The organism is Streptomyces sp. Y309, from assembly GCF_056712025.1.
The window spans coordinates 7,805,582-7,822,739 of sequence record NZ_CM160048.1 but is presented as its reverse complement, the minus strand read 5'-3'; the positions used below and the strand labels follow the sequence as shown (position 1 = coordinate 7,822,739).

Genomic DNA, 17,158 nt, shown 5'->3' with positions numbered 1-17,158 from the left:
GCCGGACAGCGCCACTTACGGGTGCTGTCCGGCACATGTGCGCCATCAGTGCCCGGCGCTGTCCACCACGGCCGCCCACTCGTCGAGCAGCGCCTGGGCCGACGCGTCGTCGGGCCCTTCCGCCCACAGGTGTGTCACGGCCTCAGCCGGGTCGGGCAGCACGAGCACCCACCGCCCGTCGGCCTCCACGACCCGCACGCCGTCGGTCGTGTCCACGGACCGGTCGCCCGCGGCCTCCACGACACGCCGCATCACAAGACCCTTGACGGCCCACGGCGTGGCGAGGTCACGCCGCTGGACGTGCGCACGCGGGATCCGGGCATCGATCTGGCTCAGCGTGAGCTGCGTACGCGCCACCAGCCCGATGAGCCGTACGAACGCCGCCGTACCGTCGAACACGCTGCTGAACTCCGGCACGATGAACCCGCCGCGCCCGTCCCCGCCGAAGATCGTCGAATCGCCGCGCCCCACCCGGGTCAGATCGTCCGGCGACGTGGTCGTCCAGTCCACCTGAGTGCCGTGATACGCGGCGACCTGCTCGGCGATCCGCGTCGTCGTCACCGGCAGCGCGACCCGCCCACTGCGCCGCTCCGCGGCCACCAGGTCCAGCATGACCAGCAGGGCCCGGTCGTCCTCGACGATCCGCCCCTTCTCGTCGACGAGCGACAGACGCTCACCCACGGGGTCGAAGCGCACCCCGAAGGCGGCCCGCGCCGACGCCACGATCTCCCCGAGCCGCATCAGCCCGGAACGGCGCGCGTCGGCCGACTCGGTGGGCCGCGACTCGTCGAGACCGGGGTTGATCGTCAGCGCGTCGACCCCGAGCTTCCCCAGGAGACTGGGCAGTACGAGACCGGCGCTGCCGTTGGACGCGTCGACGACGACCTTGAGCTCCGACTCGGCGATCCCCGTCGTGTCGACATTCCGCAGCAGCGACCCGGTGTAGGAGTCGAAGACACTGGAGGGGAAGTGCAGGTCCCCGATCTCTCCGGGGAAGGCACGCCGGTATTCCTGGCGCGCGTACACCCGGTCGAGCTTGCGCTGGCTCGCCTGCGAGAGGTCCGCCCCGCGCCCGTCGAAGAACATGATGTCGACGGAGTCCGGCACCCCCGTCGTCGTACGGATCATGATGCCGCCGGCGCTGCCGCGCGCCGTCTGCTGCCGTGCGACGGGCAGTGGCACGTTCTCCAGGTCGCGTACGTCGATGGCGCTGGCCTGGAGGGCGGAGATCACCGCCCGCTTCAGTGCCCGGGCGCCACGGGAGTGGTCTCGCGCCGTGGTGACGGTGGAGCCCTTCTTGAGCGTCGTGGCGTACGCCCCTGCGAGACGTACGGCGAGTTCCGGCGTGATCTCCACATTCAGAATGCCGGACACTCCGCGCGCTCCGAAGAGGTGTGCCTGCCCGCGCGACTCCCAGATGACCGAGGTGTTGACGAACGCGCCGGCCTCGATGGTCTTGAACGGATAGACCCGTACATTGCCCTGGACGATCGATTCTTCGCCGACGAGGCACTCGTCGCCGATGACGGCACCGTCCTCGATCCGGGCGGCCCGCATGATGTCGGTGTTCTTTCCGACGACGCAGCCCCGAAGATTGCTGTGCTGCCCGATGTAGACGTTGTCGTGAACCACCGCCTTGTGCAGGAAGGCCCCGCTCTTCACGACCACGTTCGAGCCCACGACGGTGTGCTCACGGATCTCGACATCCGCTTCGATCTTGGCGTAGTCACCGACGAACAGGGGCCCGCGGAGCACGGCGTCCGGATGCACTTCGGCGCCTTCGGCGACCCACACTCCGGGGGAGATCTCAAAGCCGTCGAGTTCGACGTCGACCTTGCCCTCCAGCACGTCTGCCTGGGCCTTCACGTAGCTCTCGTGGGTGCCGACGTCCTCCCAGTAGCCCTCGGCGACGTACCCGTAGACGGGCTTGCCTTCCTTCATGAGCTGCGGGAAGACGTCGCCCGACCAGTCGACGGGCACATCGGCTTCGACATAGTCGAAGACTTCGGGCTCCATGACGTAGATGCCGGTGTTCACCGTGTCGGAGAAGACCTGTCCCCAGGTCGGCTTCTCCAGGAAGCGCTCGACCTTGCCTTCTTCGTCGACGATGGTGATGCCGAATTCCAACGGGTTGGGAACGCGTGTCAGACAGACGGTGACAAGCGCACCCTTCTCCTTGTGAAAGCGGATCAGGTCGGTGAGGTCGAAGTCGGTCAGAGCGTCACCGGAGATGACGAGAAAGGCATCGTCCTTCAGAGCCTCTTCAGCGTTCTTCACGCTGCCGGCGGTGCCGAGTGGCTTCTCCTCATTGGCATAGGTGAGCTCCATGCCGAGCTCTTCACCGTCGCCGAAATAGTTCTTGACGAGTGACGCCAGGAACTGGACTGTCACTACGGTCTCGGTGAGCCCATGCCTCTTCAGCAGGCGCAGCACATGCTCCATGATCGGCCGATTGGCCACCGGCAGGAGCGGCTTGGGCATGCTGGAGGTCATGGGGCGCAGGCGTGTGCCTTCGCCCCCGGCCATCACGACGGCCTTCATGTCGGAAACGTCCTCCTTGATAGACGACGATCTAGCCGACTCAGCTCTGCCGGGATTGGCCCGTTCAGTCGGTTACGGGCCTTCGAGCCTCTACAGCCGCCATATCGGCAGGCTCAATCGGCCTTGGCATCCGCCTTGACAAGTCGGCGGACCTGAACCACATAGAGGATCCCTGCCCACCAGTACAGCGTTGTACCCCATCCGGCGAACGCCCATCCGAAAATAGCAGCGAGTGTATGGATCCAGCCACTTCCGTCACTGAGCAGAAGCAGTGGAAATGCATACATCAGGTTGAAGGTGGCGGCCTTGCCGAGGAAGTTCACCTGCGGCGGCGGATAGCCGTGGCGCCGGAGGATCCAGACCATCACCAGCAGAACCAGCTCGCGCAGCAGCAGGACCCCGGTCAGCCACAGCGGAAGAATCTCCCGCCAGGTGAGGCCGACGAGCGTCGAGAGGATATAGAGCCGGTCGGCCGCCGGGTCGAGGATCCGGCCGAGGCTGCTGATCTGGTTCCACCGCCGGGCGAGCTTGCCGTCGAGGTAGTCGCTGACCCCGCTCAGCGCGAGCACGAGCAGCGCCCAGCCGTCGCTCTTCGGCCCGCCGAACTCCGGCCTGAGGATGAGCCACAGGAAGAGGGGCACACCGACGAGGCGCGCCATGCTGAGGATGTTCGGGATGGTGAGGACCCGGTCCGTCTGGACGCGGGTCTCCTGGACCTCCACCCGGGGGCCTCCTGTGTGGAACGAGCCAATGATGCCCCCTGACCTTACCGTCAGTTCTCACACTGCTGTGCGGAGGGGTGGTATGGCACCACAAAACAAAAAAGCCGTGGTCCCCGGACTTCTGTCCGGGGACCACGGCTATCAAATTTAGTTCGGCGGCGTCCTACTCTCCCACAGGGTCCCCCCTGCAGTACCATCGGCGCTGTAAGGCTTAGCTTCCGGGTTCGGAATGTAACCGGGCGTTTCCCTCACGCTATGACCACCGAAACACTATGAAACTCTCAACCGGAGCCGTGGCACAGGGCTACGACGGTTGTTCGTGGTTTCAGAACCAACACAGTGGACGCGAGCAACTGAGGACAAGCCCTCGGCCTATTAGTACCAGTCAACTCCACCCGTTACCGGGCTTCCATATCTGGCCTATCAACCCAGTCGTCTACTGGGAGCCTTAACCCCTCAAAGGGGGTGGGAGTCCTCATCTCGAAGCAGGCTTCCCGCTTAGATGCTTTCAGCGGTTATCCTTTCCGAACGTAGCCAACCAGCCATGCCCTTGGCAGGACAACTGGCACACCAGAGGTTCGTCCGTCCCGGTCCTCTCGTACTAGGGACAGCCCTTCTCAAGACTCCTACGCGCACAGCGGATAGGGACCGAACTGTCTCACGACGTTCTAAACCCAGCTCGCGTACCGCTTTAATGGGCGAACAGCCCAACCCTTGGGACCGACTCCAGCCCCAGGATGCGACGAGCCGACATCGAGGTGCCAAACCATCCCGTCGATATGGACTCTTGGGGAAGATCAGCCTGTTATCCCCGGGGTACCTTTTATCCGTTGAGCGACGGCGCTTCCACAAGCCACCGCCGGATCACTAGTCCCGACTTTCGTCCCTGCTCGACCCGTCAGTCTCACAGTCAAGCTCCCTTGTGCACTTACACTCAACACCTGATTACCAACCAGGCTGAGGGAACCTTTGGGCGCCTCCGTTACCCTTTGGGAGGCAACCGCCCCAGTTAAACTACCCATCAGACACTGTCCCTGATCCGGATCACGGACCCAGGTTAGACATCCAGCACGACCAGACTGGTATTTCAACGACGACTCCACACACACTGGCGTGCATGCTTCACAGTCTCCCAGCTATCCTACACAAGCCGAACCGAACACCAATATCAAACTGTAGTAAAGGTCCCGGGGTCTTTCCGTCCTGCTGCGCGAAACGAGCATCTTTACTCGTAGTGCAATTTCACCGGGCCTATGGTTGAGACAGTCGAGAAGTCGTTACGCCATTCGTGCAGGTCGGAACTTACCCGACAAGGAATTTCGCTACCTTAGGATGGTTATAGTTACCACCGCCGTTTACTGGCGCTTAAGTTCTCAGCTTCGCCACCCCGAAGAGTGACTAACCGGTCCCCTTAACGTTCCAGCACCGGGCAGGCGTCAGTCCGTATACATCGCCTTACGGCTTCGCACGGACCTGTGTTTTTAGTAAACAGTCGCTTCTCGCTGGTCTCTGCGGCCACCCCCAGCTCAGACCGTAAAGATCATCACCGGGTGTGGCCCCCCTTCTCCCGAAGTTACGGGGGCATTTTGCCGAGTTCCTTAACCATAGTTCACCCGAACGCCTCGGTATTCTCTACCTGACCACCTGAGTCGGTTTAGGGTACGGGCCGCCATGAAACTCGCTAGAGGCTTTTCTCGACAGCATAGGATCATCCACTTCACCACAATCGGCTCGGCATCAGGTCTCACCCACATGCCATCCGGATTTACCTGGATGACGGGCTACACCCTTACCCCGGGACAACCACCGCCCGGGCTGGACTACCTTCCTGCGTCACCCCATCACTCACCTACTACCAGATCGGGCCGGCGGCTCCACCACTTTCCTTTCCCCGAAGGGTCCGGAACGGCTTCACGGCCTTAGCATCACTGGATTCGATGTTTGACGCTTCACAGCGGGTACCGGAATATCAACCGGTTATCCATCGACTACGCCTGTCGGCCTCGCCTTAGGTCCCGACTTACCCTGGGCAGATCAGCTTGACCCAGGAACCCTTAGTCAATCGGCGCACACGTTTCTCACGTATGTATCGCTACTCATGCCTGCATTCTCACTCGTGAACCGTCCACCACTCGCTTACGCGGCAGCTTCACCCGGCACACGACGCTCCCCTACCCATCACGATCCCCGTTGGGGGTACATATCGCAATGACACGACTTCGGCGGTACGCTTGAGCCCCGCTACATTGTCGGCGCGGAATCACTAGACCAGTGAGCTATTACGCACTCTTTCAAGGGTGGCTGCTTCTAAGCCAACCTCCTGGTTGTCTCTGCGACTCCACATCCTTTCCCACTTAGCGTACGCTTAGGGGCCTTAGTCGATGCTCTGGGCTGTTTCCCTCTCGACCATGGAGCTTATCCCCCACAGTCTCACTGCCGCGCTCTCACTTACCGGCATTCGGAGTTTGGCTAAGGTCAGTAACCCGGTAGGGCCCATCGCCTATCCAGTGCTCTACCTCCGGCAAGAAACACACGACGCTGCACCTAAATGCATTTCGGGGAGAACCAGCTATCACGGAGTTTGATTGGCCTTTCACCCCTAACCACAGGTCATCCCCCAGGTTTTCAACCCTGGTGGGTTCGGCCCTCCACACGGTCTTACCCGCGCTTCAGCCTGCCCATGGCTAGATCACTCCGCTTCGGGTCTTGAGCGCGCTACTATACCGCCCTATTCGGACTCGCTTTCGCTACGGCTTCCCCACACGGGTTAACCTCGCAACACACCGCAAACTCGCAGGCTCATTCTTCAAAAGGCACGCAGTCACGACTATGCAAGTAAACTTGCATAGCGACGCTCCCACGGCTTGTAGGCACACGGTTTCAGGTACTATTTCACTCCGCTCCCGCGGTACTTTTCACCATTCCCTCACGGTACTATCCGCTATCGGTCACCAGGGAATATTTAGGCTTAACGGGTGGTCCCGCCAGATTCACACGGGATTTCTCGGGCCCCGTGCTACTTGGGTGTCTCACAAGCAAGCCGCTGACGTTTCAGCTACGGGGGTCTTACCCTCTACGCCGGACCTTTCGCATGTCCTTCGCCTACATCAACGGTTTCTGACTCGCCGACCGGCCGGCAGACCGGTCAAGTGAGATCCCACAACCCCGTATACGCAACCCCTGCCGGGTCTCACACGCATACGGTTTGGCCTCATCCGGTTTCGCTCGCCACTACTCCCGGAATCACGGTTGTTTTCTCTTCCTGCGGGTACTGAGATGTTTCACTTCCCCGCGTTCCCTCCACACTGCCTATGTGTTCAGCAGCGGGTGACAGCCCATGACGACTGCCGGGTTTCCCCATTCGGAAACCCCCGGATCAAAGCCTGGTTGACGACTCCCCGGGGACTATCGTGGCCTCCCACGTCCTTCATCGGTTCCTGGTGCCAAGGCATCCACCGTGCGCCCTTAAAAACTTGGCCACAGATGCTCGCGTCCACTGTGCAGTTCTCAAACAACGACCAACCACCCATCACCCCGAACCATCCGGTTCGAGTGCACTGGGGCCGGCATTTGAAGGACGAGCAGCGCTCGCACCCTCAGACACCCAACAGCGTGCCCGACACGTTCTCCTCTCCGGCACCACGTTCCACGCCCGAAGGCAGTACTAGTGATCCATCAAAGCGACCGTGCCGAGTAGTCAACGTTCCACCCATGAGCAACCAGCATCAGACATTCGCTGATGTACTGGCCTCTGACCAGCCAGAGGCTGGTGAGAAGTGCTCCTTAGAAAGGAGGTGATCCAGCCGCACCTTCCGGTACGGCTACCTTGTTACGACTTCGTCCCAATCGCCAGTCCCACCTTCGACAGCTCCCTCCCCACGAGGGGGTTGGGCCACCGGCTTCGGGTGTTACCGACTTTCGTGACGTGACGGGCGGTGTGTACAAGGCCCGGGAACGTATTCACCGCAGCAATGCTGATCTGCGATTACTAGCGACTCCGACTTCATGGGGTCGAGTTGCAGACCCCAATCCGAACTGAGACCGGCTTTTTGAGATTCGCTCCACCTCGCGGTATCGCAGCTCATTGTACCGGCCATTGTAGCACGTGTGCAGCCCAAGACATAAGGGGCATGATGACTTGACGTCGTCCCCACCTTCCTCCGAGTTGACCCCGGCGGTCTCCCGTGAGTCCCCAACCTCCGAAGAGTTGCTGGCAACACGGGACAAGGGTTGCGCTCGTTGCGGGACTTAACCCAACATCTCACGACACGAGCTGACGACAGCCATGCACCACCTGTACACCGACCACAAGGGGGGGCACCATCTCTGATGCTTTCCGGTGTATGTCAAGCCTTGGTAAGGTTCTTCGCGTTGCGTCGAATTAAGCCACATGCTCCGCCGCTTGTGCGGGCCCCCGTCAATTCCTTTGAGTTTTAGCCTTGCGGCCGTACTCCCCAGGCGGGGCACTTAATGCGTTAGCTGCGGCACGGACAACGTGGAATGTTGCCCATACCTAGTGCCCACCGTTTACGGCGTGGACTACCAGGGTATCTAATCCTGTTCGCTCCCCACGCTTTCGCTCCTCAGCGTCAGTATCGGCCCAGAGATCCGCCTTCGCCACCGGTGTTCCTCCTGATATCTGCGCATTTCACCGCTACACCAGGAATTCCGATCTCCCCTACCGAACTCTAGCCTGCCCGTATCGACTGCAGACCCGGGGTTAAGCCCCGGGCTTTCACAACCGACGCGACAAGCCGCCTACGAGCTCTTTACGCCCAATAATTCCGGACAACGCTTGCGCCCTACGTATTACCGCGGCTGCTGGCACGTAGTTAGCCGGCGCTTCTTCTGCAGGTACCGTCACTTGCGCTTCTTCCCTGCTGAAAGAGGTTTACAACCCGAAGGCCGTCATCCCTCACGCGGCGTCGCTGCATCAGGCTTTCGCCCATTGTGCAATATTCCCCACTGCTGCCTCCCGTAGGAGTCTGGGCCGTGTCTCAGTCCCAGTGTGGCCGGTCGCCCTCTCAGGCCGGCTACCCGTCGTCGCCTTGGTGAGCTTCTACCTCACCAACTAGCTGATAGGCCGCGGGCTCATCCTGCACCGCCGGAGCTTTCCACCACCAGACCATGCGGCCGGTGGTTGTATCCGGTATTAGACCCCGTTTCCAGGGCTTGTCCCAGAGTGCAGGGCAGATTGCCCACGTGTTACTCACCCGTTCGCCACTAATCCACCCCGAAGGGCTTCATCGTTCGACTTGCATGTGTTAAGCACGCCGCCAGCGTTCGTCCTGAGCCAGGATCAAACTCTCCGTGAATGTGTACCCGTAATCGGGTCCGACACCACGAGAGCGGAACAGACCGGGCGGAATAAGCCCGGCTGTTCACAGCGTCCTCGCTGTGCTGCCTGCACGGTCATCCCGTACAGGACTTTTCAAAGGAACCTCAACTCGCCGAAGGCGAGTCGGGGTATCAACATATCTGGCGTTGACTTTTGGCACGCTGTTGAGTTCTCAAGGAACGGACGCTTCCTTTGTACTCACCCTCGCGGGCTTTCCTCCGGGCTTCCCTTCGGTGTTTCCAAACTCTATCAGGTCATTTTCGGCTCTCTGACCACGATGATCTGTGGACATGAGGAACCAGACCCCGCGATAGGATCCGACTCGATAGTTGCTGCCTGGCCTCGACGCTGTGTGCGTCGTCTGGCCCCGGGCAGGAGTCCGACTCTACAACGGTGTCCGGGTCGGCGCAAATCGTTTGTGCAGTGCTTCTACGTCTGCCAACCGGGACCTCTCATGCGGAACCGGGACTTCTTATGACTTACGCTTCTGAACAGTGCGTCGTCCAGGACAGGTAGTGACGGCGGTATCGAATCTCCACCCCCTGGGAGGCTTGCCATGACCAGCGTTACGTCCCCGCTTGCTGGACGCGCCATCGGACTCGCTGCGGTGCCCGATCCCGTGTTCTCGGGTGCGATGGTCGGCCCCGGCACGGCCATCGACCCTGTTCGCGAGCCCTCCGAGGCGGTTGCCCCCGTCGACGGCATCATCGTCTCTCTTCACCCGCACGCCTTCGTCGTGGTGGACTCCGAGGGTCACGGGGTTCTGACGCACCTGGGCATCGACACCGTCCAGCTCAATGGCGAGGGCTTCGAGCTCCTGGTCAACAAGGGGGACACCGTACAGCGCGGTCAGTCCGTGGTGCGCTGGGACCCGGCCGCCGTCGAGGCCGCCGGCAAGTCGCCGGTGTGCCCCGTCGTGGCGCTCGAGGCGACGGCCGAGTCCCTGTCCGACCTCGTCGAGGACGGCGATGTGAAGGCTGGCGACGCTCTCTTCGCCTGGAAGTGACGGCAGCGCCGTCGCTGGTCGACGGCAGGTAGGACATCCACCGCGGCGGCTGGGCCCGTCGCACTATCGGAGACGGGTGAAATGGAGACAACGCTGCGAGGCGTCGGCGTGAGCCACGGTGTGGCGATCGGCGAGGTTCGGCACATGGGGACGGCGGTCCTCGAGCCGCCGGCCAAGCAGATTCCGGCGGAGGACGCGGAGCGCGAACAGGGGCGCGCCCGCAAGGCCGTCGAGGCTGTGGCCGCCGACCTGATGGCGCGCGGCAATCTGGCCGGAGGCGAGGCCCAGGCCGTGCTCGAAGCCCAGGCGATGATCGCTCAGGACCCGGAGCTGATCGCCGACGTGGACCGGCGCATCGCCGTCGGCAGCACGGCAGAGCGCGGTATCTATGACGCGTTCTCGCACTACCGCGAGCTCCTCGCGGGCGCGGGTGAGTACATGGCCGGTCGCGTCGCGGACCTCGACGACGTGCGGAACCGTATCGTCGCGCGACTCCTTGGCGTTCCGATGCCGGGTGTGCCGGACAGCGACGAGCCGTACGTCCTCATCGCGCGTGACCTTGCGCCCGCGGACACCGCGCTCCTCGACCCGGCGCTCGTGCTCGGCTTCGTCACCGAAGAGGGCGGGCCGACCAGCCACAGCGCGATCCTGGCCCGGGCGCTCGGTGTGCCTGCCGTCGTCGCGCTGCCCGGTGCCGGTGAGCTCGCCGAGGGCACGGTCGTGGCCGTGGACGGCAGCACCGGTGAGATCTTCGTCGACCCCAGCAAGGAGAAGCGCGCCGCGATGGCCGCCGCCGCAGCCGAGCGCAAGGCCGCCCTCGCCGCGTCGACCGGGCCCGGCGCCACCTCCGACGGCCACAAGGTGCCGCTGCTCGCGAACGTCGGCGGCCCCGCCGACGTGCCCGCCGCGGTCGAGGCGGGTGCCGAGGGCGTCGGTCTGTTCCGTACGGAGTTCCTCTTCCTCGACGACAGCACCAAGGCGCCGACCGAGGAGAAGCAGGTCGAGGCCTACCGTCAGGTCCTCGAAGCCTTCCCCGAGGGCCGTGTCGTCGTGCGTGTCCTCGACGCCGGCGCGGACAAGCCGCTCGACTTCCTGACACCGGCCGACGAGCCGAACCCGGCCCTCGGTGTGCGCGGTCTGCGGTCGCTCCTCGATCACCCGGAGGTGCTGCGGACCCAGTTGACCGCGCTGGCCAAGGCCGCGGAGGGGCTTCCCGTCTACCTCGAGGTCATGGCTCCGATGGTCGCTGACCGTACGGACGCCAAGGCGTTCGCCGACGCGTGCCGTGAGGCGGGGCTGCAGGCCAAGTTCGGCGCCATGGTGGAGATTCCGTCCGCCGCGCTGCGGGCGCGCTCGATCCTGCAGGAAGTCGAGTTCCTTTCGCTCGGCACCAACGACCTCGCGCAGTACACCTTCGCCGCCGACCGGCAGGTCGGTGCGGTGTCCCGGCTGCAGGACCCGTGGCAGCCCGCGCTGCTCGACCTGGTCGCGCTGTCCGCGGAGTCGGCGAAGGCCGAGGGCAAGAGCTGTGGCGTGTGCGGTGAGGCCGCGTCCGACCCGCTGCTGGCGTGCGTGCTGACCGGTCTGGGTGTCACCTCCCTGTCGATGGGTGCCGCGTCGATTCCTTACGTCCGGGCGACGCTGGGCAAGTACACGCTGGCCCAGTGCGAGCGTGCCGCGGCCGCGGCGCGCGCTGCCGACAGTGCCGAAGAGGCGCGCAAGGCGGCGCAGGCGGTGCTGTCCGGCGAATAGTCGGGCTCGGTCCGTCCTGGTCCTGCCGTTCGACGATCAGTGACGGCTGTCAGACGCTGTTCAGAGGGGCGCTCCACCCGCGTGGGTGGAGCGCCCTTCCGCGTCAGTGGCGGTGTCCCCCTTCTTGCGGCTCGTCCTCCCCCAGGTCGGGTGCCGCGCAGTAGTCGACGCCGGATTCGGGGGCGATGAGGTCGCCGGAGAGGGCGTCGGTGCAGTAGGCGTCGAAGACTTCCGCGGCCGAGAGGGGGTGCAGTCGCTCGCCTTCCAGGCGCCAGCCGTGGACACGGTCTCGGGTGCCGTCGCTGGTGCGCATGACGAGGCCTCCGGAGCTCCGGATGGCAATGCCCACCGCCAGGACCGTCGTGAACTCCAGGGCTTCCGTCTCGTCCAGTTGGGGATTTCCGTCGGCGGCGCACGTGACGTGCAGTGCGGCGAGGAGGGTCTGGCCGTCGCACGGGACGCTGCACACGAGGTGGCGGGCGCCGGGGCCGCTGGTGCCGATCGCGCGCATGAGCAGGTCGGAGGCCCGGGCGAAGGCCGCGCGTCCGATGTCGACACCGCAGTCCGCGCAGGCGCCGATGCGGGCCAGGAGCATGGTCGCGTACTCCCATGTGCTCTGCCGGACGGTCTCGTCGACCAGTTCGGGGACCATGTCGGCCAGGGCCTGGCCGTCGTACGGCATGGTCGGGCCCGTTGTCGCCAGTTCGGCGGTGAAGCGTGTGCGGCTCGCGGAGGCGTCCGGGTCGAGGTCGTTCTCCGTGCAGAACTCCGCGTACTCCTCCGGGTCGAAGAGGGCGACGCTGGTCAGCCTGCCCTGGGCGGCGAGCGATTTGAGCAGCGCCTCCACCTGCTGCAGATACGTCACGTGGTCGTCGAAGGTGAAGGTGCGATAGCGGCGCATCGCCGCGAAGTCCTCGGCGTCGGCCAGCAGGCCGATGGTGCCGGCGACCTCGCGGCGCAGGACGCGTCGCATCGTGTCGTGCTGGATGTGCCCCATGATTCCCCCCTGCGGTCAGTCGATCAATGCTCACTCACCGTAACGGGAGGCACTGACAATGACCGCTGGGCGTGCGGGGTTCAGGCGCGTTCGCGGGCCAGCCGCTCGTAGAAGCGGAGCAGTCCGATGTTGTCGACCGAGCCCGCGTTGACCGCCTTCTCCAGCGGGGTGCCCTGGAGGAGGCGCTTGACCGGGACCTCGATGCGCTTGCCCGTGAGGGTGTGCGGAATGCCGGGCACCTCGATGACCTCGTCCGGGACGTGGCGGGGTGAGAGCTGCTCGCGGATGGTCCCCTTGATGCGGGCGCGCAGGTCGTCGTCCAGCGCGGCGCCGGGTGCGAGGTGGATGAACAGCGGCATCCAGTAGCCGCCGTCGGGCTGCTCGACGCCGATGACCAGGGACTCGCGGATCTCCGGGAGGCGTTCCACTGCTTCGTAGATGTCGGCCGAACCCATGCGTACGCCCTGGCGGTTGAGCGTCGAGTCGGAGCGGCCGTGGATGACGACGGAGCCGCGCGAGGTGAGGGTGATCCAGTCGCCGTGCCGCCAGACGCCGGGATAGGTGTCGAAGTAGCTGTCGTGGTAGCGGCTGCCGTCGGGGTCGTTCCAGAAGCGGATCGGCATGGACGGCATGGGGTTGGTGACGACGAGTTCCCCGACGTCGTCGATGAGCGGCTTGCCCTGGGCGTCCCACGCCTGCAGGTCGGTGCCGAGGCAAGGGGCCTGGAGTTCGCCGATGTGGACGGGCAGCGTCGGTACGGCGCCCGCGAAGCAGGAGCAGACATCGGTGCCGCCGCTGACGGAGGCGATCCACACCTCTCCGGAGGCGTCGGCGAACTCGTCGTGCAGCCAGCGGAATCCGTCCGGCGGCAGCGGCGATCCGGTGGTGGCCACGCACTGCACGCGCGAGAGGTCGAAGTCACGCGCGGGGTGCACGTCCGCCTTGCGGCAGGCCATGACGTACGCGGCGGACGTCCCGAAGAGGGTCGCTCCGGTGCGCTCGGCGACGCGCCACTGGGCGGCGGTGTCGGGGTAGCCGGGGCTGCCGTCGTAGAGGACGATCGTCGTGCCCGTGAGCAGGCCGGAGACGAGGAAGTTCCACATCATCCAGCCGGTGGACGTGTACCAGAAGAACCGGTCGTCGGGGCCGAGGTCGCAGTGCAGGCCCACCTGCTTCAGGTGCTCGACGAGGATGCCGCCCTGGGACTGGACGATCGCCTTGGGGAGTCCCGTCGTGCCGGAGGAGTAGAGCACCCACAGGGGGTGGTCGAAGGGGACGGCTTCGAAGACGGGGGCCGTGTCCGCCGCCGTGAGCGCGGACCATTCCAGGGCGCCTTCGGGGGCCGGGGTGCCGAGCAGCGGGATGTGGACGACCGCACGCAGGGTGGGCAGTTCGCGGCGCAGTTCGGCGACGGTGTCGCGGCGGTCGTGTTTTTTGCCGCCGTAGCGGTAGCCGTCGACCGTGAAGAGAACGACCGGTTCGACCTGCTGGAAGCGGTCGAGGACGCTGCGGGCGCCGAAGTCGGGCGCGCAGGACGTCCAGACGGCGCCGACGGCGGCGGTCGCGAGAAGGGCGACGACGGCCTCGGGGATGTTCGGCAGGTAGCCGCTGACGCGGTCTCCGGGGCGCACGCCGAGGCCACGGAGTTCCGCGGCCAGGGAGCCCACTTGGCGGCGCAGCTCGGCCCAGGTGAGCGGGGTCGGGTCCTGTGTCTCGTCCACGTGGAGGATGGCCGGGGTGTCCGCGCGCGCGGGGTCCTCGCCGGCGCGCAGGGCGTGCTCGGCATAGTTGAGGGTGGCGCCGGGGAACCACTCGGCGCCGGGCATGGAGCGGTCGCCGAGCACGCGCGCGTAGGGCGTCGAGAAGCGCACGTCGAACCATTCGGTGACGGCCTTCCAGAAGGTGTCGAGCTCGTCGACGGACCAGCGGTGCAGGGCCTCGTAGCCGCCCGTGGCGGGCGCTCCGTGGTGCTCGGCGGCCCAGGCCTGGAAACGCGTGACCTGTGCGCCTGCGATCCGCTGCTGGTCCGGCTGCCAGAGCGGTGAGGGATTCGCTGAGGACATGGGTCTGCTCCTGGGCTGTGCGCATTGTGGGCGGCTGTCGCGGGCACGGGCGTGGTGTGCGCGTGACACGGCTGACACGGACGATGCCATGTGATCGACTTCCGCACCAGGGTGTCCTGCCGGGAGGCAGTGTGGGGTGGCTCCGGAGAGAGTTGGTGACACAAGTCGGCGCTCGGGATGAACGGCAGTTGAACGAGGTACACCTGCTGCGCCTTCGGTGGCAGGGTGAGCTGCATGAACGGTCGTGACCTGGTGCGTTCGGTGAAGGCGGTCGGCCTGTCCGACACGGCCCATAGGTTGCGCATGGTGCGCTCGGCGTGGCGCCGGCGGCGTACCGACGCGGCGGGTCTGCCGGCGAGGGGTGCCGAGCGGGCCCGGACGCCCGGTCCCGTCACCCTGGTGGAGCCCGGGCTGGGCGGTGGAGTGGTGCGGTTCGCGCGGTCCGAGCTGCGGGTGCGGGTCACGTCGGGCGGGGCGGTGTTCTGGGGCTGGGACGGGGCCGAGCCCGATCCGTCGTACGCGCTGGCGGGTGGCAGTCCCGAGGCGGATCCGCGGGCCGTGCTCGAGCCCGACAAGGAGGGCGGCTGGCGGGTGGTGTCGGAGCGGGCGACCGTCGTCGTCTCGCGGCACGGGGCGGTGGAGCTGCGCACGCCCGGCGGGGTGATGCTGCGGCGCGACCTGCCGCCGCGCTGGTGGGAGCCGGTCGCGGGCGGCACGGCCCGCTGGGTGCAGCGGTCGGAGGTGGCGCCGGACGCGCGATTCTTCGGTCTCGGTGGGCGGGCCTCGGGGCCGCGGCTGCGGAACGGGACGTACCGCTTGTGGAACACGGATCCCGGTGGCTCCTTCGGGCCCGGGGACGATCCGCTGTACATCACGATGCCGGTCCAGTGGGTGGTCGCCGATGTCGGGACCCATCTGGTCTTCCATGACAACTCCTGGGACGGCACGGTGACCGTGCGCGAGGGCCGGGAGGGCGCCGGTTCCGGCCACGACAGGGCCGGGTCGTGCGAGGTCCGCATGGACGGAGGGCCGCTGCGGTGCTGGGTCATGATGGGCACCCCCGCGCGCGTGCTGCACTCCTGGGCGACGCTCACCGGTGCGCCCGCGGTGCCGCCGACGTGGGCGCTGGGCCACCACCACGCGCGGTGGGGCTTCGGCAGCGAGCAGGAGGTGCGGAGGATCGTCGCGGGCTACCAGGAGCGCGACCTGCCCCTGGACGCCCTGCACTTGGACATCGACCACTTCGACAGACACCAGGTGTTCACGGTGGACAAGGAGCGCTTCCCTTCCCTGCCGAAGCTGGCCGCCGAGCTGCGCGGGGCGGGCATCCGGCTGGTGTCGATCGTGGATCCGGCGGTGAAGGCCGAGCCGGGGAACGCCGTGTACGACAGCGGGGCGGCAGCGGACGCGTTCGTGCGGGACGCGGCGGGGCGGGCCGTGCGGGGCCTGGTGTGGCCCGGTGAGTCGGTGTATCCGGACTTCACGGCCGGGCGGGTGCGCAAGTGGTGGGGCGGGCTCTACGACGAGCGGTTCGCGCAGGGTTTCGCGGGCTTCTGGCACGACATGAACGAGCCGGTGTCGTTCGCGGCCTTCGGTGAGACGACCCTTCCCCGTTCCGCCCGGCACGCCCTGGAGGGCCGAGGCGGCGATCATCGCGAGGCGCACAACGTCTATGCCCTGGGGATGGCCCGCGCGGGCTATGAGGGGGTGCGTGAACTGCGGCCCACGGAGCGGCCGTTCCTCTTCTCGCGCTCCGGCTGGGCGGGAATGCAGCGCTACGGAGGGACATGGTCGGGCGACGTGGCCAGCGACTGGCCGGGGCTGCGTGCCTCGCTCGCCCTGGTGCTCGGGCTCGGTCTGTGCGGGGTGCCGTACTCCGGACCGGACATCGGGGGCTTCGACGGCAGTCCGTCGCCGGAACTGTATCTGCGCTGGTTCCAACTCGGCGCGTTCCTCCCGCTGTTCCGTACGCATGCGGCGCTGCACGCCGGTCGCAGGGAGCCCTGGGAGTTCGGGCCCGATGTGCTGGAGCACGCGCGCGTGGCGCTCGCCGAGCGCGGTCGGCTGCTGCCGTATTTCGTGACGCTCGCGCACCTGGCACGGCGCACTGGTGCGCCGTATGCGCGTCCCCTGTGGTGGGGGTCTCCGGAGGACAGAGCTCTGCGGGACTGCGAGGACGCGTTCCTGCTCGGGGACAGTCTGTTGGTCGCGCCCGTCCTGTGGGAGGGGGTCGTCGAGAGGGCTGTGCGGCTGCCGCCCGGCCGGTGGTACGACACCGCGACCGGGAAGGCGTACGAAGGGCCCCGTCGGGTCCTCCTGGACGCTCCCCTGTCCCGCATACCGGTGCTCGCGCGGGCGGGCGCGGTGCTGCCCGTCCGGGGCGAGGACGGGCGGCTCGCCCTGGAGGTGTGGGCGCCCGCGAAGGGGCGTACCGGCAGCGGTCTGGTGATCGCGGACGCCGGTGACGGGTGGGAGGAGCCGGAGCTCCAGCGCTTCGGCGTGCGCTGGAGCGGGGACGAACTCCTGGTCGAGAAGGAGGGCGACGAGCCGGAGCGCGCCCTGGAGTACGCGGTGCGGATACGCGGCCTGTGAGGCGACCGGGCCGGGCAGCGGGCCTTGGCGGCCCGCGGAACACGCGTCGGCCGGTGCGCCGTCGGGCCTTCCTCGGCTCGCGCGGCCCTCACCTCAGGTGCGCCGTCGGGCCTTCCTCGGCCCGCGCGGCCCTCACCTCACATGCGG

The 17,158-nt window shown here is 66.1% G+C and carries 7 protein-coding genes and 3 rRNA genes; 3 read left to right on the top strand and 7 right to left on the bottom strand.

From position 1 onward, the window contains the following. Positions 1–45 precede the first annotated feature (45 nt). From AC0KTA_RS32575 to AC0KTA_RS32555, 5 genes are all read right to left on the bottom strand, one after another. Complete coding sequence (locus AC0KTA_RS32575; protein WP_481051774.1) at positions 46–2,541, bottom strand: sugar phosphate nucleotidyltransferase; 2,496 nt, start codon at positions 2,539–2,541, stop codon at positions 46–48. A gap of 113 nt (positions 2,542–2,654) precedes the next feature. Continuing rightward, entirely contained in the window at positions 2,655–3,263 is a 609-nt protein-coding gene (gene clsA, locus AC0KTA_RS32570; protein WP_481051773.1) for a cardiolipin synthase ClsA, read from the bottom strand. A gap of 150 nt (positions 3,264–3,413) precedes the next feature. After that, positions 3,414–3,530, bottom strand: a 5S ribosomal RNA gene (rrf, locus tag AC0KTA_RS32565). An 88-nt stretch (positions 3,531–3,618) separates the two neighbouring features. Further along, a 23S ribosomal RNA gene (locus AC0KTA_RS32560) occupies positions 3,619–6,742 on the bottom strand. Between the two features lie 308 nt (positions 6,743–7,050). Continuing rightward, positions 7,051–8,578: ribosomal RNA gene (locus AC0KTA_RS32555) — 16S ribosomal RNA — on the bottom strand. The 16S, 23S and 5S rRNA genes sit together here, the layout of an rRNA operon. Positions 8,579–9,157: 579 nt before the next feature. Here AC0KTA_RS32555 and AC0KTA_RS32550 point away from each other — a divergent pair. Both AC0KTA_RS32550 and ptsP read left to right on the top strand, forming a co-directional pair. Beyond that, on the top strand, positions 9,158–9,607 hold the full coding sequence (locus AC0KTA_RS32550; RefSeq protein WP_481051772.1) for a PTS sugar transporter subunit IIA: 450 nt from the start codon (positions 9,158–9,160) through the stop codon (positions 9,605–9,607). 81 nt (positions 9,608–9,688) lie between these two features. Then, on the top strand, positions 9,689–11,359 hold the full coding sequence (gene ptsP, locus AC0KTA_RS32545; protein WP_481051771.1) for a phosphoenolpyruvate--protein phosphotransferase: 1,671 nt from the start codon (positions 9,689–9,691) through the stop codon (positions 11,357–11,359). A gap of 103 nt (positions 11,360–11,462) precedes the next feature. Here the strand turns inward: ptsP and AC0KTA_RS32540 are convergent, their stop codons facing one another. After that, positions 11,463–12,356: a hypothetical protein gene (locus tag AC0KTA_RS32540; RefSeq protein ID WP_481051770.1), complete on the bottom strand. Its 894-nt coding sequence runs from the start codon at positions 12,354–12,356 to the stop codon at positions 11,463–11,465. 80 nt (positions 12,357–12,436) lie between these two features. Beyond that, positions 12,437–14,419 (bottom strand): acetoacetate--CoA ligase, encoded by a 1,983-nt coding sequence (locus AC0KTA_RS32535; RefSeq protein ID WP_481051769.1) that lies wholly within the window; start codon positions 14,417–14,419, stop codon positions 12,437–12,439. A 234-nt stretch (positions 14,420–14,653) separates the two neighbouring features. On the opposite strand from AC0KTA_RS32535, the gene AC0KTA_RS32530 reads away from it, so the two are divergent. Further along, on the top strand, positions 14,654–17,011 hold the full coding sequence (locus AC0KTA_RS32530; RefSeq protein WP_481051768.1) for a glycoside hydrolase family 31 protein: 2,358 nt from the start codon (positions 14,654–14,656) through the stop codon (positions 17,009–17,011). Positions 17,012–17,158 lie beyond the last annotated feature (147 nt).